Genomic DNA, 22,972 nt, shown 5'->3' with positions numbered 1-22,972 from the left:
GGTCAGGCCGCGGTCGACCCGAATTCCGGAACGGCATCCTTCAGGATGGTCCTGATGGTGGCCCGGTCGTCGCGCGCGATCGCCTGCTCGAGTGCCGCCATCCATTTCCGCAGCGTCTGCATCGGCGGCTCGTTCGGCTGCGCGGCCATGATGCCGGCGACGCCGATCTCGCGGGTCGGCTCCTCGGACGCGAACAGGATCTCGTGCAGGCGTTCGCCCGGCCGCATGCCCGTGAAAACGATCTCGATGTCGTAGCCCGGCTGAAGGCCGGACAGACGGATCATGCGCTCGGCGAGATCGACGATCTTCACGGGCTGGCCCATGTTGAGCACGTAGACCGAGACGTCCGAACGCTGCGTGCCGAGCGCATGCGTTGCCGCGGTGATGACGAGATCGCAGGCCTCGCGGATGGTCATGAAGTAGCGGACCATGTCGGGATGCGTCACCGTCACGGGGCCGCCGGCCTCGATCTGGGCCTTGAACTTCGGCACCACCGAGCCGTTCGAGGCCAGCACGTTGCCGAACCTGACCGAGATCAGCCTCATCGGTCGCCTGGCGCCGCCGCCCGCCGCAAGATCATGGTCGAGCGCCTGGCAGTACATCTCGGCGAAGCGCTTGGTCAGGCCGAGCATCGACACCGGTTCGATCGCCTTGTCGGTCGAGATCATCACCATGGCTTCGGCGCCGGCGGCATGCGCCGCATCGGCAACGTTGATCGAGCCGAAGATGTTGGTCTTGACGCCCTCGCTCCAGTCGCGCTCGAGGATCGGCACATGCTTGAGCGCGGCGGCATGGAACACGATGTCCGGCTTGAACTCGGCCATCAGGCGCGCGATGCGCTCACGGTCGCGAATGTCGGCGATCCGCCCCTCGATCGCGGCAACCGAGCCGTGCGCGGCGAGCGCTTCGGTGACCGCGTAGAGCGCCGGCTCGGAATTTTCCAGGATCAGCAGCCGCGCGGCACCGAAGGCGACGACGCGCTCGCAGATCTCGGAACCGATCGAGCCGCCGCCGCCGGTGACGATCACCGCCTTGTCCCTGATCAGGGCTTCGAGCCGCGCATAGTCGATCGTCTCGCTCGGCCGCAGCAGGAGGTCCTCGACCGCGACGGCGGTGAGCCGCGGCGCATCGCCGCTCTCGAGCGAAGGCATGCGGCTCACGATCACGCCCAGCTTGCGCGCCCGCATCAGGATCGATTCCGGATGCGCGTCCGGCTCGAACGCCGACGGCGTCATCACGAGGCGCGCGATCGCCTTGTTGCGCTTGGCGAAGTCGGCGATGACGTCCTCGATGTCGTCGATGCCGCCCAGCACCGGCACGTTGCGGATGAACTGGCCGAGATCCGAGTTCGATGGCGACAGCAGGCCGACGGGCCAGATGCGCTTGATGGCCCCGCTCTCGATGCCGCGGAGCAGCACCTCGGCATCCGCGGCGCGGCCGATCAGCAGCGTCGGCGCGGCATCCTCGGTCCGTGCATGACGCCGCACCCGCGTATAGCGGAAATAGCGGTAGGCCATGCGCAGAGCGCTGAGGAAGGAGATCTCGAGGAACCAGTAGAGGACGATCGTCACCTTGCCGAGAAAGAAGGCGCCGCGGACGTTGGGGGCGACGAAGATGTAGTCGAGCACGAGGAGTGCGACCGTCAGCACGGAGGCGACGCGGATGATGTTGAGCGCGTCGGGCAGCGAGATGAAGCGCCATTTCGTCGTGGTCAGGTTGAAGAGGAAGAACACGACCACGCTGAAGGCGAGGAAGTACGGCAGGATCTGCAACAGCAGCGGCAAGCGGTCGAAGAAGCCGTCGCCGCCCTCGAAGCGCAGATAGAAGGCGGCAAACAACGCCGCCGCGGTCGCCAGCAGGTCGTGGAGCGCGATGAGGAAATTGCGCAAGGTGAGATGCGAAAGACGCGTCATCCGCCGACCGATGAAAATCCAGTTTGTTGCAACCTGACCGCGCTGATAGCCCATATCGACAGCAGTTGCCAGCCGCGCGGCCGTTCAGGAACCGGCTTCCCCCACCTTCGCCCCGGCCCGTTGTGCCCGGATCACCATGCCGCCGGCAACGCCGACGCCGATGACGTACATCCAGCCCTCGTGGAAGTCGAACAGGTGGGAGTTGAACAGCGAGGTGAAGACGTTCTGCACCACCACCAGCAGCCCGACCCAGTTGGCCAGCCCGTCGCCGCGAAACAGCAGCAGATGCAGGATCCAGATGGCGTAGAGAACGGCGATGCCGATGACGCCCCATTGCACGGCGACGTACAGCGTCTGGTTATGCGGGTTGCCGATGACCTCGGCGGAGGCCTTGTACAGGCTGTCGCCGGGCGCCGCGACCTTTTCGAACAGGCCTCGCGTCGAGCCCGTGCCGTGCCCGGCGATCGGAGCTTCCACGAAGAAGCCGATCGACTTTCGCCAGAATTCGAGCCGCAGGCCGACCGACGTCGGCTCATCCTTTTCCGAATAGCGCTGGTACTGGCTGGCAAAGCTGTCGGCGGTCTTGCGCAAATGCGGCGAGGCCTGCCAGGCGACAATTGCGGCGACGAACAGGGCGGCGGAGATGAGTCCGATGCTGCGCCATTTCAGGTGGAGCAGCGCGAACACGCCGAACATGATCGGAATGGTGACGAGCGCGGTGCGCGACACCACCACGAAGGCCATGTTGACGAAGAAGCTCAGCGCCAGCGCCGTGAGCAGTCCGGCGAGCCAGTAGCGCTTCTCGCGCAGGAGCATCACGATCGGATAGGCGAGCGCGACCGCGCAGAGCGTGAATTCCTGGCTCTGGTCGATGTAGTTCTTGACGAAGATGCCGCGTTCGCTGGGGGCGGGCTTGAGCGTCAGGTCCGGATAGAAGGCGACCAGCCACGACATCACCGACAGCAGCGCACAGGACACCAGGAAGGCGACGAACACCCAATGCCCGCGCCGCGAGCGCTCGAAATGATACAGCAGGACCGGAATCATGAGCAGCTTGGCGGTCGGATTGACCGCATAGAAGCGCGCGCCCCAGGCCGCATCCGACCACAACGTTCCCACCAGCGCGAGCAGGACCAGCGCGATCGGCGCGGCGCAGATCGGACGCTTCAGCGACTGCAGGAACGCACGGACGTCGAGAAACGGCGCCATGCAAAGCAGCATCAGGACGTTGAAGATCCCCGCAAGCGACGTCGACCAGGGCAGCGAGGCCGCGGTCAGGATCGCGAACAGATCGACCGTGTCGCCCCAGGCTGCCGGGCTGCGAATACGCCGCCCCAGCATCTGGAAGGCCGTCTCCCGGGCCAGCGCCGTCACTTGCCCCCTCCCCGCGCGCGATGGACCAGCGCAGTCGTGCTGAAGCCCTGAAGGATATCGACCAGCACGACGGTTCCGCCGGCGGCCTCGACGACCTCGTGGCCGACCACTTGTTCGCGGGTGTAGTCGCCGCCTTTCACCAGCGCGCTGGGCTTGATCCGGGTGATCAGGTCGATCGGCGTGTCCTCCTCGAAGATGACGACGAGATCGACGGCTTCGAGCGCCGCGAGCACTTCCGCGCGCGCGCGCTCGTCCTGGACCGGGCGGTCCGCGCCCTTCAGGCGCCGCACCGAGGCGTCGCTGTTGAGGCCGACGATCAGGCGGTCGCAGGCGGCACGCGCCGCGGTCAGCACCTTGACGTGGCCGGGATGCAGGATGTCGAAGCAGCCATTGGTGAAGCCGACGCGCTGGCCCTGCCTCTTCCATTCCGCGAGCTGCGCCTCGAGCGTATCAGGCTCGAGCACGATCTTCTCCTCGGCCGCGAGATAGGCGTGCGGCAGGATCTTTCGCCGCAGCTCGGCCGCGCTCACGCTCGCGGTGCCCCGCTTGCCGACCGCAACGGCGGCGGCGGCATTGGCCATGCGCAGCGCCGTGTCCCAGTCCGCGCCCGTGGCGAGCGACACTGCGAGCGCGGCGGCGACGGTGTCGCCGGCGCCGGAGACGTCGCGGACCTTCACCGGGAAGGCGGGAACGTGGACCGCCTCGCCATTGCGCGGCACCAGCGTCATGCCCTGCTCGCCCTGGGTGACCAGGATCGCCTCGCAATCGGCGAGCCGCATCACGTCCTCGCTGGCATCGACGATGCTCTGCGGCGTGTCGGCGCGGCTGCGCGTGGCCTCGGAAAACTCCTTGCGATTGGGCGTGAGCAGGCTCGCGCCGCGATAGATCGCCCAGTTCAGGCTCTTGGGATCGACGATCACGGGCTTGCCGAGCTTTCGCGCAGCGTCGATGGTATGGCGGATCACGCGCGCGGTCAGCACGCCCTTGGCGTAGTCGGAGAGCAGCACGATGTCGGCGCGCGCGAGCTGCGGCAGGATCGCCTCGATCAGCCTGGTCTCGATCGCGTCGGACGCCGCTATCGCCTGCTCCCAGTCCGCGCGCAGCATATGCGTTGAAAAATGCTCGGAGACGAAGCGGACTTTTCGCGTGGTCGGCCGCGACGGATCGCACACCAGCACGCTTTCGATTCCCGCCTGCTCCGCAAGCGCCGCGGCGAGCTGCTTGCCGGCCTCGTCCTCGCCGACGAGACCGATGAAGATGCAGCGCGCGCCGAGCGAGGCGACATTGCGCGCGACATTGCCGGCGCCGCCGATATGGATCTCGCTACGCTGGGCGGCGATGACGGGCGCCGGCGCTTCCGGCGAGATCCGCGACACCTCGCCGTAGACGAACTCGTCCAGCATGATGTCGCCGATGCACAGCACCGTACGGCGCGCGATGTCTTGCGCAAGCGCATCGAAATCGAGAATGGGGGTCGCCATGATCCTGAAACCTCAGCGGAAGCGATCGGGCCGGTCGAGATAATCCCCGACATAGGCCCTCACCGCGTCCTCGAGCGTCGTGAAGCCGCCGTTATAGCCGGCGCGGTGGAGCCGATCGACCTCGCTCTGGGTGAAGTATTGGTAGCTGCCGCGAATCTGCTCGGGCATGTCGATATATTCGATGTTGGGCCTGGCGCCGAGCGCCGCATAGGCCGCCAGCATCAGGTCCTTGAAGCTGCGCGCCTTGCCGGTTCCGACATTGAAGAGGCCGGACACCGACGGCGTTGCCAAGAGCCACATCACGACGCGCACGACGTCGTCGACATAGATGAAATCGCGGCGCTGATCGCCGTCGGCGATGCCCTCGCGATGCGACTTGAACAATTGCACGACGCGGCCTGCCTTGACGTCGTCGAAGCGCCGCGCCAGCACGCTCATCATCGAGCCCTTGTGGTACTCGTTGGGGCCGAACACGTTGAAGAACTTCAAGCCCGCCCATTGCGGCGGCAGCGGATCGCCGTTCGCGACGCGCCCGGCGACCGCGAGATCGAACATGTGCTTGCTCCAGCCGTAGAGATTCATCGGCCGAAGCTTCTTCAACGCAGGGATCGAGCCGTCGTCGTCAAAGCCCGTCTCGCCATCGCCATAGGTCGCGGCCGACGAGGCATAGATGAACGGCACGGCGCCGGCCGTGCACCAGTCGAGGAGGCGCATCGACATGCGAAAGTTGGTCTCGAACACGAGGTCTCCGTCGGTCGCCGTGGTCGCGGAGATCGCCCCGAGATGGATCACCGCGTCGAGTTTGCGGCCCTTCAGCCAGTCCAGCAGCTCGGCCGGCGGCACGATATCCACAAGCTGCCGCTTGGCGAGGTTCCGCCACTTGCCGTCATTGCCGAGCAGATCGCACACGACGACGTCGCTGCGGCCGGCGTCATTCAGCGCGGCCACGACATTTGATCCGATAAAACCGGCTCCGCCGGTCACCAGCAACATTCCAACTACCCTGCCCGATTTTTGCGGCCCGATACCTGCCGTAGCGCATCGTCCGCCAAAGTGTAAGCATTTTGGGCAGGCGCTTTTGGACTCGCGCTCTCCCGGCTTTACGTTCCAGCCCGGAGCGGCTAACCGAACCGCCAGATCAGTTCGCCCTCGGCCCTATTAACGAATGAATCAATATTCGCAACTTAGTGGAGATGCAGATCGGAGCGACACAAGCCCGATTCTGATCATTCCCTACATGTGGATCGGCGATTTCGTCCGGAATCACACGGTCGTGCGGGTCCTGAAGGAACGCTGGCCGAACCGGCCGGTCGATCTCCTGACCACCTCTCTGTGCGCTCCGCTGGTCGATTATATGCCCGGCGTACGTCAGGGCATTGTCTGGGACCTGCCGCGCGGCCGGCTCGCCGTGAGCCGCCAGCTGGCCTTGGCAAAGCTCCTGCGCGAGCGGAACTACGGCACCGCCCTGGTGCTGCCCCGGACCTGGAAGGCAGCCATCGCGCCCGCTCTGGCCGGGATCCCTGAACGGGTCGGCTTCGTCGGCGAGTTCCGGTTCGGCCTGCTCAACCGCTGGCGCTGGGGCGAAAAGAAGCTGCCGCGCTTCATCGACAAGAACGCCGCCCTCGCCCAGCCCGACGGCGCCCCCCTGCCCCCCGAATGGCCGGTACCGCAATTGCGGGTTCCGGCCGACGACATCGCCCGCTGGCGGCAGGCCAATGGCCTCAGCGCCGGTGCAGCGGTGGCGTTGGCCCCCGGCTCGGTCGGGGTGTCGAAACGCTGGACCTATTATCCGGAAGCCGCCCGGCTGCTGGTCGCGCGCGGGCTGGAGGTCTGGGTGGTCGGCGGCCCCGCCGAAAAGGGCCTCGCCCAGGAAATCGTCGCGGCCGGCGGCCCTGGTGTCCGCGACCTCACCGGCACCGATCTGCGCAACGGCGTGCTCGCCATGGCGGCGGCCGGCGTCGCGATCTCCAACGATTCCGGCCTGATGCACATCGCGGCCGCCCTGGGCACGCCCACCATGGGCATCTTCGGCCCGACCAGCCCCTATCTCTGGGCCCCCCTCAACGGCCTCGCCGCGACCGTGGTGCAGGACAAGAGCGTGCTCTCGTGCCAGCCCTGCCAGAGCACGATCTGCAAGATGAACGACCACCGCTGCATGCGGGATATCGCGGCGCGCGAGGTGGTGGGGATTGCGGAGAAGGTGCTGGGGGAGGCTGGGGCGCGGGTTGTGACTTGAGGCCATTGGGGCTGCGCCGATGATGACATCCTGCCAGTGTTTTGCCCGACGAGTCAATTGCCAATTCGTAAAATCCGCAAGGACGATTACGCCCGCGTCAAGCCATTGATTTTGCTATTCCCGGCTACTGTGCATGGGGTTGTTTTCGCGTTTTGTTTGCCGCTCTGAAAAGAGGCCGTTCAGAGCAACGGCCGATAGACCTCACCGATCCGCGCCGCTTCCGCATCGAGGCTGAACTGCGCGAGCACCCGCGCCCGCCCCCGCTCGCCCATCGCCGTCGCAGCAGCCACGTCGCGCATCAGCGGCTCCAGCGCCGCAGCCAACGCATCCGCATCGCCCGTCGGGACCAGCACGCCGCTCAAGCCATCCTCGACCACGAGCTCGGCCGCGCCGGCACGCGCGGCGACGAGCGCGCTGCCGGCCGCCATCGCCTCGATCAGCGTCAGCCCAAATCCCTCGTTGCGCGAGGTGAAGGCGTAGATGGTCAGCCGCTGATACCAGCACTGCACCGCTTCGATCGGCAACTCGCCGGTGATGACGATGCGTGATTGCAGGCCGGCCGTCTCGATCCGCTTTTTCAGGTCGTTGGCAAAGGGCGTCTGCTCGGCCGTGACCTGCCCGACGATCACGGCGGTGAAATCGGGATGGTGCGGCAACAGCCGGCACATCGCATCGACGAACACGTCCGTGCCCTTCTGCGCACGCACGCGGCCGAAGCAGCCGATGGCGTAGCGGCCCGGCAGCGCGGCTTCCGCGAAAGCAGCAGCGCGATCGACCGGCGGCGCGTAGACGTCGGTGTCGACGCCATGCGGGATCACCGTCGCCTGCACCTTCAGGAACGAGGCCGAGATGTCCGATGTCGCGATGATCGCGTCCATGCGCCGGATCAGCCAGCGCGTGATCCAGCTGTGATGGCGCTGCGCCGCCGAGGTGAACACGAGTTTGAGCGGCCAGCCGAACGCGCGCAGCAGCACGCCGGCGATCATCTCGTTGTTGCGGCGCGCGTGCCAGATCAGCGGCGCCTTACGGCGCCACAATTTCAGGAAATCCGCACCGCTCAGCCGCGCGATCCCCTCCGGCGCGTCCGAGCCGAACCACGCGGCGCGATACAGTCTGGCCAGCCGCGGCGCGACCATCCGGTTGGTCGCGGTGACCCCGGAATAGCGCCTGTGCAGATTTGGCACGATCACTTCGAGATCGCCGGGGGGATTGGCCACGTCATGCTCCGTTTAGCAGGCCCCCTATACGCAACATTAAGCATAGTGACCAGTTCAGTCGCGCCGATACCCCCTCTTCACCACGCAAACGCTAGCTTGAAGCGTTGATCGAGGACGGGTGAGACCATGACTGTGCTAGTCACCGGCGGCGCCGGCTATATCGGAAGTCACACGGTTCTGGCGCTGGCGGAAGCCGGCGAGGACGTCGTCGTGATCGACGATCTCTCCACCGGTTTCTCCGCGTATCTGCCCGAGGGCGTACCGCTGTTCATCGGCGATGCCGGCGACGAAAACCTGCTCGAAGGCGTGATCGCCCAGCACAACATCGAGAGCATCATCCATTTTGCGGGCTCCGTCGTCGTGCCGGATTCGATGCGCGATCCGCTCGGCTATTACCGCAACAATTTCATGACCGCGCGCAACCTGCTCAACGTCGCGGTCAAGCGCGGCATCAACCGCTTCATCTTCTCCTCGACCGCCGCCGTGTACGGCAATCCGGACCAGGTGCCGGTGCCCGAGCACGCGCCGACGCGGCCGCTGTCGCCCTACGGCTCGTCGAAGCTGATGACCGAGATCATGCTGCACGACGTCGCCGCCGCCTACGGCATGCAGTACGTGACCCTGCGCTATTTCAACGTCGCCGGTGCCGACCCTCAGGCGCGCATCGGGCTTGCCACCGTCGGCGCCACGCATCTGCTCAAGATCGCCGTCGAAGCGGCGACCGGCCAGCGCGCCAAGATCGACGTGTTCGGCACCGACTATCCAACCCAGGACGGCAGCTGCATCCGCGACTTCATCCACGTCACGGACCTCTCGCAGGCCCACCGCTCGGCATTGGCGTACCTGCGCAATGGCGGCGCCTCGACGACGCTGAATTGCGGTTATGGCCGCGGCTATTCGGTGCTGGAGACCATCGACGCCGTGCGCCGGGTGTCGGGCCGCAGCTTCGCCGTGCAATACGCCCCGCGCCGGCCCGGCGACATCATGACCATGGTCGCCGACACCAGCCGCATCCGCGGCCTGCTCGACTGGAAGCCGCAATACGACGACCTCGAGACCATCGCAGCCCATGCGCTGGCCTGGGAGGACAAGCTGTTCCGCGAGCGCCACGGCGAGCTCCGTCACGCCGCCTCGGCCTAGAATCATCCCAAGCGCAAGCCCTTAATTGGGCTTGAAAAACCCCGCTTGAGCGGGCACAGAGGCCCATCGATCCCTGACGCGCGGGCAGGCTTTTCCCTGCGCCGTCAATGGACACCGGATGGCCCAGTTTCCAAAGAAAATCACCGACGATCCCTATGCGGCAGCGGTCCTGATTCGCCGCCTGGTTACGGAACAAGGGCTCGTCTACTGGCGGCGCTACCTCGTCGCCTTCGCGCTGATGGCGCTTGCCGCCGGATCGACCGCGGGCGCGACCTATGTCCTCGGCCAGGTCATCAACCAGGCCTATGTCGACAAGAACATCCCGGGCATCGCGATGTTCTCGGGCATCACGGTGGTCCTGCTTTTCATCAAGGGCGTGGCGACCTACGGCCACATGGTGATCCTGACCAAGATCAGTAACGCGATCCTCGCCACCAACCAGCGCCAGCTGTTCGCCAAGCTGATGCGCGAGAGCGTCGGCTTCTTCTCCGAGCGCCATTCGTCCGAGTTCCTGGCGCGGCTGACGGCCGGCGCCAAGTCGATCACCGACGTCCTCAACATGCTGGTCAACGCCATCGGGCGCGACCTCATGATGCTGCTCGCCATGATCGGCGTGATGGTGTGGCAGGACCCGCTGATGTCCTTCATCGGCCTCGTCGCGGTGCCGCCGGCGATGCTGGTGCTGCGCAAGCTGGTCAAGCGCATCAAGGGCCTCGCCTTCAACCAGTTCACCGGCACCGCCGACATCATGGAGACCATGCAGGAATCGCTGCAAGGCATCCGCACAGTCAAGGCGTTCACGCTCGAAGACACCATGCAGAAGCGCATCGACGAGAACATCGCGATCGTCGAGCGCAACGCCAACAAGATGGCGCGCGTCGCCAACCGCTCCAATCCGCTGATGGAGATGCTCGGCGGCTTCGCGGTCGCCGGCTGTTTGCTTTACGGCGGCTACAGCGTGGTCGCACTCAACGCCACGCCCGGCGCGTTCTTCTCCTTCATGACCGCGTTCCTGATGGCGACCGAGCCGGCCAAGCGGCTCGCACGGCTCAACATCGATCTCAACAGCCAGCTCGTCGGCGCGCGTATGCTGCTCGAGATCATCGACAGCCCGGCGAGCGAGCAGTCCGACGACGACAAGCCGCCGCTGAAGCTCTCTGACGCGCGCATCGAGCTGCGCGACGTCAGCTTCGCCTATCGTGCCAATGAGACCGTGCTCAACCGCATGAGCTTCGTCGCCGAGCCCGGCAAGGTCACCGCGTTGGTCGGTCCCTCCGGCGGCGGCAAATCGACCGTGCTGGCGCTGCTGCTGCGCTTCAATGAGGTGACGCAAGGCGACATCGTGATCGACGGCCAGTCGATCTCTTCGGTCTCGCGCAAATCGCTGCGGGCGCAGACCGCCTATGTCGGCCAGGATGTCTATCTGTTCCGCGACACCATTCGGAGCAACATCGCCTTCGGCAAACCGGGCGCGAGCGAGAACGAGATCATCGAGGCCGCGAAAGCGGCCTGCGCACATGATTTCATCATGGGCTTCCCGCTCGGCTACGACACGCCGGTCGGCGAGCACGGCACGCAGCTCTCGGGCGGCCAGCGCCAGCGCATCGCGGTGGCGCGCGCGCTGATCAAGAACGCGCCGATCATCCTGCTGGACGAAGCCACCGCCGCACTCGATTCCGAGTCCGAGCGGCAGGTGCAGGAGGCGATCGAGCATCTCTGCCAGAACCGAACCACCATCGTGATCGCGCACCGCCTGCACACCATCATGCATGCCGACGCCATCCTGGTGGTCGAGGGCGGCGAGATCGTCGAGCAGGGCCGCCACGACGAGCTCTTGCGCCGCGGCGGGCGCTATGCCTCGTTCTTCCGGTTGCAGCATCGGGACGCCGGCGCTCTGGCGCCGATCAGCGCAACCGCATAGAGTTCCTTATCCCTCAAGAGCAGCGAGACCACTCCATGAACGCCGCCTCCTACGTCATCCCGCTTCCCACTCAGCCGTCGCTTCCCGTCGTCGGAGAGAGCGGCCGTTATCCGGTGCGCCGCATCTGGTGCGTCGGCCGCAACTATCTCGAGCACATCCGCGAGATGGGCAATGACGAGCGCGCCCCGCCGTTCTTCTTCGCCAAGCACGCCGACATGCTGGTCCCGGATGGCGCCACCATTCCCTATCCGCCGCTGACCAAGGACTTTCATCACGAGGTCGAGCTGATCGTCGCGATGAAGAGCGGCGGGCTCAACATTCCCGCCGACAAGGCGCTCGACCACGTCTACGGCTATGCCGTCGGCATCGACCTCACCCGCCGCGACCTCCAGATCGCCTCGCGCAAGAAGGAGCGTCCGTGGGAGATCGGCAAGTCGTTCGACGGCTCCGCGCCCTGCTCCGCGGTGCAGCCGGCCTCGAAGATCGGCCATCCCGCCAAGGGCAAGATCTGGCTTACGGTCAACGGCAAGGAAGCCCAGAAGGGCGACCTCACCGAGCTGATCTGGAACGTGCCTGAGATCATCTGGCAGCTGTCGCAGCAGGTGAAGCTCGCAGCCGGCGACATCATCATGACGGGCACCCCGGCCGGCGTGTCGCAGCTCCAGGTGGGCGACAAGCTCGAATGCGGCGTCGACGGCGTCGGCACGCTGAAGGTCTCGATCGGCCAGCCCGAGTAAGCTGCGCAACGACCGAAAATCGAAAGGCCCCGGACGTGTCCGGGGCCTTTTGCGTTTCGAGCACGTGATCGCGGACGGCTTCGGTCTACCAGGCCTTCACCGGGCGATTGGCATGGCTCGCCTGCGGCACACCGCGATTGAGCGACATGTGCGAATGCACGCACAGCCAGCCGTCACCACTTTTTGAAAACACCATCGTCGCCCGGCCGGGCCGCGGAAACGCGCTGCCGTCGGGATTGTATCCCGTGCTCGTCCACGGCGCGATCACGGTCGCCATCGTGCCGTCGGGAGATGCCAGAATGGACAGCTGCTCGAGCACGAACCGAAAGTCGGTCGTCTTTGGCCAGACGTTGTTCCACTGCGATGACACCCATTGATCAAGGCCGGGGATGACGTCGTTATGCGTGCCGAAGGCGAGCACGTCCGGATGGAAGAGCGGCCTTGCCGAGGCGTAGTCGACCTCGCGGACGTAGCCCGCGAAGGTTTCCAGCCATTGGCGGAAGAACTGCGTGATCTCTGTGTTTGCGGTCGGCAAGGGCGCCATTGCCTGCTCCATGTTTGGCCGCTCGAGCAAGGCAATCTTGTTGCCATGGGGCGAACCGTCCATCAAGATATATGCCTTGAGAGCGCCGGTGGACGTCAATCGACGAACCGGGCTGATTTCATGGAGCCTGAGTCATGAGACGTCTTCTCCTGGTTGCGGCCGCCCTTGTCGTCATGTGCAACGCTGCCAGTGCGCAATCCAGCCAGCCTTATGCCGGCCTCGAGCAGCGCCCCATCAAGGCGCTGTCTCAGCAGCAGATTGATGATCTCAAAACCGGACGCGGTATGGGTCTGGCGCTTGCCGCCGAGCTCAATGGATATCCCGGCCCGAGTCACGTTCTTGAACTCGGCGATCGGCTTGATCTGACGTCGGATCAGCGCATCCAAGTTCAGCGCCTCTTCGATGCCATGAAGCAGGATGCCATCCCGCTGGGTAACAAGCTTGTCGAGCAAGAGAGGGAATTGGACCAGCTTTTCGCTGCCCGCGTCGTAACGTCGGAGTCGCTCAACGCGACTCTCGTTGCCATCTCGGAAACCCAGGCACTGCTCCGCGAAAGCCACCTCAAATATCATCTGTCGACCGCCGCCCTGCTCAATCAGAGCCAAATGCAGCGATATGCGGAGCTGCGAGGTTACCAGCGCCCCGACAGCTCTGAAGGACACAAGCACCGTCACTAGAAAATGCTGACTGCGTGCTTCGCCCTCGTTTCGCTTCTCTACGCAACAGTCGGCCAGGCCGGAGGAACGGCATTTCTGGCCCTGATGGCCTTTGCCTCGTTTCCTGCAAACGAAATGCGGCCAACGGCTCTGCTACTGAATATCGTGGCGGCCACCTACTCCACGTGGCTCTTCAATCGCGGCAGCCATATCGATTGGGGCAAGCTTAGGCCGCTTCTGATCGCCTCACTGCCGACCACCCTGCTCGGCGCATCCATTGTTCTTGCCGAAGAGATCTACCACGTCGTAACCGGGATCGTGCTCCTGGTCGCCGCTGGCGTCCTGATGGTCGGACGGAGCGACGGCGATGCGCCGGATCGCGTTACCCCGCTTTGGGCGGCGATATTTACGGGCGCAGGCGTCGGCTTCATTTCCGGGCTCACCGGCGTCGGCGGCGGCGTGTTCCTCGCTCCCATTCTGGTTGGCATGCGCTGGGCATCACCTAAACAGACGGCGGCGCTTTCCGCGCCATTTATCCTGGGAAACTCCGCTATCGGATTGGTTGGCGCGCTCCACGTGGGACAGATGCCGGCAACCCAGACTTGGCTGTATGCCTTGGGGGCGCTTGCCGGTGCAATGGCCGGAACCACGATCGGTCTGCGGTGGCTCTCGCAAGCAGCAACGCGTTACATTCTCGCCGCGGTCCTTGGGTCCGCCGGCGTTCAACTCGTAGCCTTCGCTGCCAGATGAAGGCCCGGAATTGAAGGGTGGATTGCGCTTCCGCGTTCGCTCTTCGAGCTACGGCGGACAAGTCGCTGATCCACCCCACGCACCTAGCGCAGCGCCGACAGCACGATCAGGCCGAGGATCAGCGCCGTCAGCGAGTATTTCAGCGTGTAGTAGACGTTGCGATTCCACTCCTTGACCTTGCGGCTGCCGAGGTGGATCTCGTAGAGCTTGCCGAACACCTTGTTGAGCACGCCGACACTCTCGCCATCGACGTTCTGGGTCGCCGACGCCTTGACGATGTGGTGGCTGACCCAGCGATTGATCGCGGTCATGAAGCCGTACTTCATCGGGCGCTCGACGTCGCAGAACAGGATGATGCGGTTGACGTCGGTCGCATTCTCCGCGCTGTGGATGAAGGTCTCGTCGAACATGAAGGCCTCGCCGTCACGCCAGACGCATTCGACACCATCGACCAGGATGCGGCACTTGTTCGAGTTCGGCGTGACGAGGCCGAGGTGATAGCGCAGCGAGCCGGCGAAGGGATCGCGATGGGCTCCCAGCTTGCCGCCCGGCGGCAGCATCGCGAACATCGCGCCGTGCACCGACGGGATCGAGTTCAACAGCTCAACCGTCTTCGGGCACAGCGTGCGCGCCGACGGCAGGAAGTCGTCGTACCATTTCAGGTAAAACCGCTTCCAGCCGCTCTTGAAGAACGAGTAGAAGCCCCAGTCGTTGTTCTTCGCAGCGGCGCGGATAAAACCTTCGTCGAACAGGCGCACGGCCTCGTCGCGAATGGTTTCCCAGTTCTCGCCGAGAGGTTTCAGCTCCGGAAATTGCTCGACCGAGATCACAGGCTTGTTCGGCACCGCCGAGCCCGCATACATCAGCACGTTGTAGGGTGCGAGATAGGTCGAGTGATCGCCGAGCTGGCGCGCGAAGCGCAGCCGCTGCTTGCCGCGGAAGTGAACGTAGATCGTCGATGCCGCAAGCACATACAGAATGACGAGTTGCGGAGCAAAAAGCTGTTTCAGCATTTCCCCAAGTTCCCCAGTGACCCAGCCGGGGACGTCATCTACTCCCGCCCGGCCCGAGCGGCAAGGTATTCACCGTTGGGTTGCAATCACGCTGGGGAGAGCGCGAGACCGGAACCTGGGGTTGGAAATCGGCCGAACCGGCCGAATCAAGCCCGTGACAGCGCCTGGAGACCCTTGAAGGTCAGGCGCTTGGGGTCGGTGACGCCGGCAAGGTAGAGCCGGCGGATGAAGGCGATGACGGCGTCGCGGTCGCAATCGGTCAGCGCGACGACGGCGTCGACCGCGATCTTCTGGGCTTCCATTGGGCTTACCTCGGCCTCGCGAGTAACCCCGGCCGAGACAGGCTAGGACTCATCCGTTAATCCGGCGTTAACCGTTTGGCCAGCATGGCCGATTCACCCCGGCGGCCGTATACGCAAAACCGCGCATTGCCGGGCGTGCAGCGCCTCAGCGCGCCTTGATGCTCTTCTTGAGCAGCGCAAAATGCTTTTTCAGTCGCGGGACGGCAAAGTCGGTGAAGGCGCGCACCTTCGGCACCGAAAGCCGGCCCTGCGGACAGATCAAATGCGCGGGCATCTCCGGATCCTCGTCGCCGGCCAGCACGATCTCCAGCTCACCGCGCGCGACCTGCTCGGCCACCTGGTACGAATACATCCGTGCCACGCCGCGTCCGGCCACAGCGGACGCCACTGCGGCATAAGTGCTGTTGACCACGAGCCGCGGAGTGAACTGCACCGTGCGCGGCACCGACGAGCCTGCCTGCGACGCAAAGGTCCACGAATTGGGCAGATGCGCCATCGCAACGATCTGATGCTTGGCGAGATCGCCGGGCTCGATGATGCGCGGATGCTGCTTCAGGTAGCGGGGAGCAGCCACCACGACGCGGCTGATCTCGCCAACCCGCATCGCGATCATCGCTGAATCCGCAAGGGGGCCGATGCGAAGCGCAACGTCGATCCCCTCCTCGATCAGATTGACCGCGCGGTCGAACAGCAACAGCTTTGCCGACACCGTCGGATAGGCGTCGAGAAACGCATCGAGGATCGGCCGTAGCACCATCTCGCCCGACACCACCGGCGCCGTGATCGTGAGCAGGCCGCGCGGCGCCGTGCGCGGTCCGGCTGCGATGTCGTCGGCTTCCTCCAGCTCGGTGAGCACGCGGCGGCAGATCGCGACATAGCGCTCGCCCTCCTCGCTGAGCTTGATCGAGCGCGTGGTCCGGTGCAGCAGCTCGGCGCCGACCCGCCCTTCGAGAAAGGCGATGGCGCGGCTGACCGCGGCCGGCGAGCGGCCGAGCTTGCGCCCCGCGGCCGCCAGGCTGCCCTCGTCTACCGCAAGGACGAACACTTTCATCGCATCCAGACGATCCATGCGCTTCCCGTCGCCCCATCAAATTCCGGTGACAAGCTAGGCGTTCATCCCCGCCGCGACAACTGCCGCCAAAGGCCGATCCGCATTCGTTCGCGTCCCGTAACAGTGTCTGCCGGACAACGTGTATTCGCAGCCGGGCCGTCGCGGCGTACCTCACTGCCCAAGCCAGCCGCTGCTGGCGCAGGTTCTGAAAGCCAACAACAGGAGCCCGTCATGGGTATCGAACAGAAGGTTGCCATCATTACAGGTGCATCGCAGGGCATCGGCGCCGCCCTGGTCCAGGGTTTTCGCGATCGCAATTATCGCGTCGTCGCGACGGCGCGGTCCATCAAGCCGTCGGGCGACGACGATGTCCTCGCCGTCCCCGGCGACATCGCCGACCGTGCCACCGCCGAGCGCGTCGTGTCGCAGGCCGTCGCCCGCTTCGGCCGCGTCGACACGCTGGTCAACAACGCCGGCATCTTCGTCGCAAAGCCGTTCACGCAATACACGGCCGAGGACTATGCGGCGGTGATGGGCACCAACGTCGCCGGCTTCTTCAACATCACGCAGCTCGCCATCGCCGAGATGGAGAAGCAGGGTTCCGGCCACGTCGTCCAGATCACGACCACGCTGGTCGACCACGCCAATTCCAACGTGCCATCGGTGCTGGCCTCGCTGAGCAAGGGCGGGCTGAACGCCGCGACCAAATCGCTCGCGATCGAATACGCCAGGCGCGGCATCCGCGTGAATGCTGTGGCGCCCGGCATCATCAAGTCGCCGATGCACCCCGTCGCGACGCACGCGCAGTACGGCGCGATGCATCCCCTGGGCCACATGGGCGAGATGTCCGACATCGTCGATGCCGTGCTCTATCTCGAACGTGCCTCCTTCGTCACCGGCGAGATCCTGCATGTCGACGGCGGGCAGAGCGCCGGCCATTGAGCAGAGGAGAGACACCATGCCGATCGTCACCATTCAAGTGACCCGCGAAGGAACGACGCCGGGAGCGGCGTCGCTCACCGCGGAGGAGAAGGCGGCGCTGATCAGGGGATCGAGCCAGCTCCTGCTCGACGTGCTCGGCAAGCCGCTCGATTCCACCTTCGTCGTGATCGAGGAGGTCGACACCGACAATTGGGGCTGGGGCGGCCTGCCCGTGCCGGAATTCCGACGCCGCCGCGCCGCCAAGACAGGATGACCCGCGCGCCATCGCGCGCAGGAGGATGAGAGCATGATCCGGAAACGTGCGCAGCGGTCTTCCGAGAAAATAATGCTCACAAAACCTAAAGCGCGATGACGTTCATCCTATTCTCATCGCGCTTTAGAGCCGCCACGGCCCGCTCTCGTCGTCCCCGGGGATGGCAACCGGCTTGGGTGACTTCTCAACGAGACCCTCGTCGATGGCACGGCTCGCCGCCCTCGTCAGCTCCACCAACGAACGACGCCTGGCGCGCGCGCCATCAGCAGGCTTTTTCAAGCGCAGCTTGCTCATGATGATCCAGCTCCACGAAGAGGCGCTCCGAAATCCAACCCCAAAGCGCAACAATCTCGTCCGAGGCTTTTCCCTCCGGCGCGAACTCGGTCACACCCAACCCGACCCCGAGCGCATCCTGATGGTCGTTGCGCTGTCCGATAAAGGGGAGCGCAAGCAGGCCGAGCGAGTTGAGCGACGTGGCAGCTTCACTCAGCCGGCACCCCCGTGTGGGCGTCTGATTGAGGACGAAGGCAAATCGCCGGTTGAGCTTGCGAATGGCGATCAGCGTCGGGATGGCGGCCTCGATATCCGCCGGGCTCGGACGCGCCGGAATGAGACAGAGGTCGGCGTTGGTGATGGCACGCGTCGCCAGGCTATTGGTCGTGGCAGCGGTGTCGATGATTGCGAGCCAAATCCCGTCGGCCTGGAGGCGAGATATCACAGGCTCGATATCGGCGGGATCCGCAACGCATTCGACGCGAGGATAGGAATTCTCGCGACGCTCTTTCCATTTCGAGATAGTGCCTTGCGCGTCCGCCTCAATGAGAGCGACGCGCTCTTCGCGTTCCATCGCGGCTACCGCAAGCCCGATGGCCAGTGTACTCTTACCGCTTCCGCCCTTTTGCGTGACCAGAGCAAGGACGTGCATGCCCCGCGCTCCCTCAAGACGGCAACAACGACGCGGAACTCAAACGTTGTCGGAAATAAGTTGCATATTGCGCAGCAAGACTACCGCAAGTCGCGATTCGTCTCAAGGGATCGGGACCTCCCCCGATCACATACGCAGCGAGATCAGGAATACTGCATCACACCGTCATCAACCTTGCCGAAGCGCAGCGTGACGATGTCGAGGGCGTAGTTCTGGTAGAGCCGCCACGGCTGCTTCGAGCCTTGCTTCGGCATTTTGGCGACCGAGCGCTGCACATAGCCCGAGGTGAAGTCGAGCGACGGCTGCGCGGTGATGGTGGGATCGTCATTGTGCGGCATGCACTGGCGGAAATTGTGCCGGTCCATGTAGTTGATGAGACGGCAGACATATTCGCAAGTGAGATCGCATTTCAGCGTCCACGACGCGTTGGTGTAGCCGAAGGCCGACGCCATGTTCGGCACGTCGGCATACATCATGCCTTTGTAGGTCAGCGTGTTGGCGAAGTCGACGGCGCGGCCATCGACGCCGACGTCGAGACCGCCGACCACCTGAAGCACCAGGCCCGTCGCCGTCACGATGATGTCGGCGGCAAGCTCGCTGCCGTCCTTCAGGCGGATACCGTCGCGCGTAAATCTGTCGATCTCGCTCGTGACGACGGAGGCGCGCTCCTCGCGGATCGCCTTGAAGAGGTCACCGTCCGGCACGAGGCACAGCCGCTGGTCCCAGGGATTGTAGCGCGGGGTGAAATGGGTCGCGACGTCGTAGTCGGGGCCGAGCGCCATCTGCACGCCCTTGAGGACCAGCTCCTTCACCTTCGCCGGCCGGCGCCGGCTGAGCTGGAAGAAGAACATCCCCCACATCACGTTGCGCCAGCGGATGACATGATAGGCAAGCCGCGTCGGCAGATTGCGGCGCAGCTTATTGGCGACGGGATCCTGCGCCGGACGCGACACCACGTAGGTCGGCGAGCGCTGCAGCATGGTGACCTGCGCCGCCGTCTTGGCGAGTTCCGGCACCAGCGTCACCGCGGTTGCGCCCGAGCCGATCACGACGACGCGCTTTCCCGCGTAGTCGACATCGTCAGTCCATTTCTGCGGATGCACGATGCGGCCGGCGAAGTCGGCCACGCCCGCAAACTCCGGCGTGTAGCCCGCCTCGTATTTGTAATAGCCCGAGCACATGAACAGGAAATTGCACGTGAAGCGCACGAGCTCGGCTGCGCCCTCACCCGTGATGCGCTCGACCTCGACGGTCCAGCGCGCATCCGGCGTCGACCATGCCGCACGCTTGACGCGATGGCGGAAGCGGATGTGCTTCTCGATGCCGTTCTCGGACGCGGTCTCGCGCACATAGTTCAGGATCTGCGGCCCGTCGGCGATCGCCTTCGGATCGGTCCACGGCTTGAAGGAATAGCCGAGCGTGAACATGTCGCTGTCGGAGCGGACACCGGGATAGCGAAACAGGTCCCAGGTGCCGCCGATGCAGTCGCGCCCCTCGAGGATGACGTAGCTCTTGGTCGGGCACTTGCTCTGCAGATGATAGCCCGCGCCGATGCCGGACAGGCCGGCACCGACGATCAGCACGTCGAAATGTTCTTGTTGCATGGTTTCCTCCGCCGAGGAGGATTGTCGGGCCGGTGACGACAGGCGTCAACCACCAATCGCGCTCGATACAACCGGAAGGAGAACCACGTTTTTCGCCCGATAAGCAAAAAGCCCCGGATCGCTCCGGGGCTTCTGATGTTTCGAGGCGGTCGGCTCAGTACCGGTAATGATCCGACTTGTACGGACCTTCCTGCTTCACGCCGATGTAGTCGGCCTGGTCCTTACGCAGCTCGGTGAGCTTGACGCCGATCTTGGCGAGATGCAGCCGGGCGACCTTCTCGTCCAGCGACTTCGGCAGCACGTAGACTTCCTTCTTGTACTTGCCGTCCTTGTTGTTGGCGTAAAGCTCGATCTGCGCCAGCGTCTGGTTGGTGAAGGAGGCCGACATCACGAAGGACGGATGGCCCATCGCGTTGCCGAGGTTCACGAGGCGGCCTTCCGACAGCATGATGATGCGGTGCTTGTCGGGGAATTCGATCTCGTCGACCTGCGGCTTGATGTTGGTCCACTTCAGGTTACGCAGACCCGCGATCTGGATCTCGTTGTCGAAGTGACCGATGTTGCAGACGATGGCACGATCCTTCATCGCGCGCATGTGCTCGATGGTGATGATGTCCTTGTTGCCAGTCGCGGTGACAAAGATGTCGGCGCGGGGCGCGGCGTCTTCCATGGTCACGACCTCGTAGCCTTCCATCGCGGCCTGGAGCGCGCAGATCGGATCGACTTCCGACACCATCACGCGGCAGCCGGCCTGGCGCAGCGAGGCGGCCGAACCCTTGCCGACGTCGCCGAAGCCCGCGACCATCGCGACCTTGCCCGACATCATCACGTCGGTGCCGCGGCGGATGCCGTCGACCAGCGATTCACGGCAGCCGTAGAGGTTGTCGAACTTCGACTTGGTGACGCTGTCGTTGACGTTGATGGCAGGCCACAGCAGCGTGCCGGCCTTCTGCATGTCATAGAGACGATGCACGCCCGTGGTGGTCTCTTCGGAAACGCCCTTGATGCTCTTGGCGATCTCGGCGAAGTAGCCCTTCGGCTTTTCCTTGAGCTGCTTCTTCAGAAGCGCGAAGAAGACTTCCTCTTCTTCCGAGCCCGGCTTGTCGAGGAAGGCGGTGTCGCCGTTCTCGGCGCGCAGACCGAGATGGACGTACATGGTGGCGTCGCCGCCGTCATCGAGGATCATGTTCGGGTGACCGCCGCCGTGCCAGTCGAACAGCTTGGCGGTGTAGTCCCAGTACTCGGTCAGGCTCTCGCCCTTGACCGCGAACACCGGGATGCCGGCGGCTGCGATCGCGGCGGCGGCGTGATCCTGCGTCGAATAGATGTTGCAGGAGACCCAGCGAATGTCGGCGCCGAGTGCTGCCAGCGTCTCGATCAGCACGCCGGTCTGGATCGTCATGTGCAGCGAGCCGGCGATGCGCGCGCCCTTCAGCGGCTGCTTCGGGCCATACTCTTCGCGGGTTGCCATCAGGCCGGGCATCTCGGTCTCGGCCAGCGAGAGCTCCTTGCGGCCGAAATCGGCGAGCGAAATGTCCTTGACGATGTAATCGGTGAAGCCTGGCTTCGCGTTCATTGCGGGCGTCCTGTTGTTGAATTGGTCATTCCGGGACGGCCCGAAGAGCCGCACCCGGAATCTCGATGTGATGGATTAGGAATCCCGGTTCGCCCGCTCTCGCGAGCGCCCCGGAATGACGCTCGGAAACTAGAGCGCGCGCTTGAGCGGCTCGACGAGGTCGGTCTTCTCCCAGGAGAAGCCGCCCTCGTTGTCGGGCGTGCGGCCGAAATGGCCGTAGGCCGAGGTACGCGCGTAGATCGGACGGTTGAGGTCGAGATGGCTACGGATGCCGCGGGGCGTCAGATCCATCGCCTGCGCCGCCGCCTTCTCGAGCTGCTCCTCCGGCACCTTACCGGTGCCGTGGGTGTCGATGTAGATCGACAGCGGCCGCGCCACGCCGATGGCGTAGGCGAGCTGCAGCGTGCAGCGGTCGGCAAGACCGGCCGCGACGATGTTCTTGGCGACGTAGCGCGCGGCATAAGCCGCCGAACGGTCGACCTTGGTCGGATCCTTGCCGGAGAACGCGCCGCCGCCATGCGGGGCCGCGCCGCCGTAGGTGTCGACGATGATCTTGCGGCCGGTCAGGCCGGAATCGCCGTCGGGACCGCCGATGAAGAACTTGCCGGTCGGGTTGATGTGCCAGATGGTCTTCGGCGTGATCCAGTCCTTCGGCAGCGCCTCGCGCACATAGGGCTCCACGATGTCGCGAATCTGCTTGGACGAGATGTCCTCGACCAGATGCTGGTGGGACACCACGATCTCGCGCACGCCGACCGGCTTGCCGTTCTCGTACTGTACGGTGACCTGGCTCTTGGAGTCCGGGCCCAGCACCTTCTCGCGGCCGGAATGGCGCGCTTCGGAGATGAGGCGGAGGATCTTGTGGGCGTAGAAGATCGGCGCCGGCATCAGATCGGGCGTCTCGTTGGTGGCGTAGCCGAACATGATGCCCTGGTCGCCCGCGCCTTCTTCCTTGACCTCGCCCGGCTGCAGCGCGTCGACGCCCTGCGCGATGTCGGCCGACTGCGGATGCAGCAGGATCTCGATGTCGCAGGTCTTCCAGTGGAAGCCTTCCTGCTCGTAGCCGATGTCCTTGATCGCGCCCCGGACGACGCTCTCGATCTGCTCGTTGGTGACGGACTTGGGCCCGCGGGTCTCGCCGGCGATCACGACCTTGTTGGTGGTCGCGAGCGTTTCGCAGGCGGCACGAATTTGCCAGGGATCGATGCCGGCTTTCGGCCCTTCGCGGTAGAACAGATCGACGATCTCGTCGGAGATCCGGTCGCAGACCTTGTCCGGATGGCCTTCGGACACGGACTCGCTGGTGAAGAGATAGGACGCGCGCATCAGTAACCCCT

Annotated in this window: 21 protein-coding genes; 8 read left to right on the top strand and 13 right to left on the bottom strand. The window is 64.7% G+C overall.

The features are described from left to right. Positions 1-2 precede the first annotated feature (2 nt). The 4 genes from RAD15_RS12860 to rfaD form a co-directional block, all read right to left on the bottom strand. Entirely contained in the window at positions 3-1,913 is a 1,911-nt protein-coding gene (locus tag RAD15_RS12860; RefSeq protein ID WP_458177874.1) for an SDR family NAD(P)-dependent oxidoreductase, read from the bottom strand. An 84-nt stretch (positions 1,914-1,997) separates the two neighbouring features. After that, a complete protein-coding gene (locus RAD15_RS12855) occupies positions 1,998-3,287 on the bottom strand; it encodes an O-antigen ligase family protein (RefSeq protein ID WP_458177872.1) in 1,290 nt (429 codons plus the stop codon). Next, positions 3,284-4,768: a D-glycero-beta-D-manno-heptose-7-phosphate kinase gene (gene rfaE1 / locus RAD15_RS12850; protein ID WP_458177870.1), complete on the bottom strand. Its 1,485-nt coding sequence runs from the start codon at positions 4,766-4,768 to the stop codon at positions 3,284-3,286. Before rfaE1 ends, RAD15_RS12855 begins: the two co-directional genes overlap by 4 nt. Positions 4,769-4,780: 12 nt before the next feature. Then, positions 4,781-5,761 (bottom strand): ADP-glyceromanno-heptose 6-epimerase, encoded by a 981-nt coding sequence (gene rfaD, locus RAD15_RS12845; RefSeq protein WP_458177868.1) that lies wholly within the window; start codon positions 5,759-5,761, stop codon positions 4,781-4,783. Between the two features lie 172 nt (positions 5,762-5,933). Between rfaD and waaF the strand changes: the two genes are divergently transcribed. Then, entirely contained in the window at positions 5,934-7,004 is a 1,071-nt protein-coding gene (gene waaF / locus RAD15_RS12840; RefSeq protein WP_458177866.1) for a lipopolysaccharide heptosyltransferase II, read from the top strand. A 179-nt stretch (positions 7,005-7,183) separates the two neighbouring features. Here the strand turns inward: waaF and RAD15_RS12835 are convergent, their stop codons facing one another. Next, entirely contained in the window at positions 7,184-8,221 is a 1,038-nt protein-coding gene (locus RAD15_RS12835) for a glycosyltransferase family 4 protein (protein ID WP_458177864.1), read from the bottom strand. A 126-nt stretch (positions 8,222-8,347) separates the two neighbouring features. Between RAD15_RS12835 and galE the strand changes: the two genes are divergently transcribed. The 3 genes from galE (at position 8,348) to RAD15_RS12820 (ending at position 12,019) form a co-directional block, all read left to right on the top strand. Next, the gene (gene galE / locus RAD15_RS12830) at positions 8,348-9,361 is read left to right on the top strand and encodes a UDP-glucose 4-epimerase GalE (RefSeq protein WP_458177862.1); all 1,014 of its coding nucleotides are present in this window, start codon (positions 8,348-8,350) and stop codon (positions 9,359-9,361) included. Positions 9,362-9,479: 118 nt separating this feature from the next. Continuing rightward, positions 9,480-11,282, top strand: a complete 1,803-nt coding sequence (locus RAD15_RS12825; RefSeq protein ID WP_458177860.1) for an ABC transporter ATP-binding protein — start codon at positions 9,480-9,482, stop codon at positions 11,280-11,282. Between the two features lie 35 nt (positions 11,283-11,317). Then, positions 11,318-12,019 (top strand): fumarylacetoacetate hydrolase family protein, encoded by a 702-nt coding sequence (locus RAD15_RS12820; RefSeq protein WP_458177858.1) that lies wholly within the window; start codon positions 11,318-11,320, stop codon positions 12,017-12,019. An 85-nt stretch (positions 12,020-12,104) separates the two neighbouring features. Here the strand turns inward: RAD15_RS12820 and RAD15_RS12815 are convergent, their stop codons facing one another. Continuing rightward, entirely contained in the window at positions 12,105-12,563 is a 459-nt protein-coding gene (locus tag RAD15_RS12815) for a YybH family protein (RefSeq protein WP_458177856.1), read from the bottom strand. Between the two features lie 134 nt (positions 12,564-12,697). Here RAD15_RS12815 and RAD15_RS12810 point away from each other — a divergent pair, with 134 nt between their 5' ends. Beyond that, complete coding sequence (locus tag RAD15_RS12810; protein ID WP_458177854.1) at positions 12,698-13,240, top strand: Spy/CpxP family protein refolding chaperone; 543 nt, start codon at positions 12,698-12,700, stop codon at positions 13,238-13,240. Positions 13,241-13,243: 3 nt separating this feature from the next. Further along, entirely contained in the window at positions 13,244-13,969 is a 726-nt protein-coding gene (locus RAD15_RS12805) for a sulfite exporter TauE/SafE family protein (RefSeq protein WP_458177852.1), read from the top strand. 83 nt (positions 13,970-14,052) lie between these two features. Here RAD15_RS12805 and RAD15_RS12800 read toward each other — a convergent pair whose 3' ends face one another. The 3 genes from RAD15_RS12800 to RAD15_RS12790 all read right to left on the bottom strand — a co-directional run bounded on the left by RAD15_RS12800 (position 14,053) and on the right by RAD15_RS12790 (position 16,353). Further along, entirely contained in the window at positions 14,053-14,982 is a 930-nt protein-coding gene (locus RAD15_RS12800; protein ID WP_458177850.1) for an aspartyl/asparaginyl beta-hydroxylase domain-containing protein, read from the bottom strand. A 146-nt stretch (positions 14,983-15,128) separates the two neighbouring features. After that, the gene (locus RAD15_RS12795) at positions 15,129-15,284 is read right to left on the bottom strand and encodes a hypothetical protein (protein ID WP_014493894.1); all 156 of its coding nucleotides are present in this window, start codon (positions 15,282-15,284) and stop codon (positions 15,129-15,131) included. Between the two features lie 145 nt (positions 15,285-15,429). Beyond that, entirely contained in the window at positions 15,430-16,353 is a 924-nt protein-coding gene (locus RAD15_RS12790; RefSeq protein WP_458177847.1) for a LysR family transcriptional regulator, read from the bottom strand. A 213-nt stretch (positions 16,354-16,566) separates the two neighbouring features. On the opposite strand from RAD15_RS12790, the gene RAD15_RS12785 reads away from it, so the two are divergent. Both RAD15_RS12785 and RAD15_RS12780 read left to right on the top strand, forming a co-directional pair. Then, positions 16,567-17,277, top strand: coding sequence for an SDR family NAD(P)-dependent oxidoreductase (locus RAD15_RS12785; protein WP_458177845.1), 711 nt, complete (start codon positions 16,567-16,569; stop codon positions 17,275-17,277). A 16-nt stretch (positions 17,278-17,293) separates the two neighbouring features. After that, positions 17,294-17,530, top strand: coding sequence for a tautomerase family protein (locus RAD15_RS12780; protein WP_458177843.1), 237 nt, complete (start codon positions 17,294-17,296; stop codon positions 17,528-17,530). Positions 17,531-17,792: 262 nt separating this feature from the next. Here RAD15_RS12780 and RAD15_RS12775 read toward each other — a convergent pair whose 3' ends face one another. The 4 genes from RAD15_RS12775 to metK all read right to left on the bottom strand — a co-directional run bounded on the left by RAD15_RS12775 (position 17,793) and on the right by metK (position 22,961). Further along, positions 17,793-18,455, bottom strand: coding sequence for a nucleotide-binding protein (locus RAD15_RS12775; protein WP_458177841.1), 663 nt, complete (start codon positions 18,453-18,455; stop codon positions 17,793-17,795). A 143-nt stretch (positions 18,456-18,598) separates the two neighbouring features. Beyond that, the gene (locus RAD15_RS12770; RefSeq protein WP_458177839.1) at positions 18,599-20,059 is read right to left on the bottom strand and encodes a flavin-containing monooxygenase; all 1,461 of its coding nucleotides are present in this window, start codon (positions 20,057-20,059) and stop codon (positions 18,599-18,601) included. Positions 20,060-20,213: 154 nt separating this feature from the next. Next, positions 20,214-21,635, bottom strand: coding sequence for an adenosylhomocysteinase (gene ahcY / locus RAD15_RS12765; RefSeq protein ID WP_458177837.1), 1,422 nt, complete (start codon positions 21,633-21,635; stop codon positions 20,214-20,216). A gap of 129 nt (positions 21,636-21,764) precedes the next feature. Then, complete coding sequence (gene metK, locus RAD15_RS12760) at positions 21,765-22,961, bottom strand: methionine adenosyltransferase (RefSeq protein WP_458177835.1); 1,197 nt, start codon at positions 22,959-22,961, stop codon at positions 21,765-21,767. Positions 22,962-22,972: the final 11 nt, after the last annotated feature.

The organism is Bradyrhizobium sp. 14AA, from assembly GCF_054185205.1.
The sequence above is the reverse complement of the archived record's forward strand: the minus strand, read 5'-3'. Positions and strand labels throughout refer to the sequence as shown.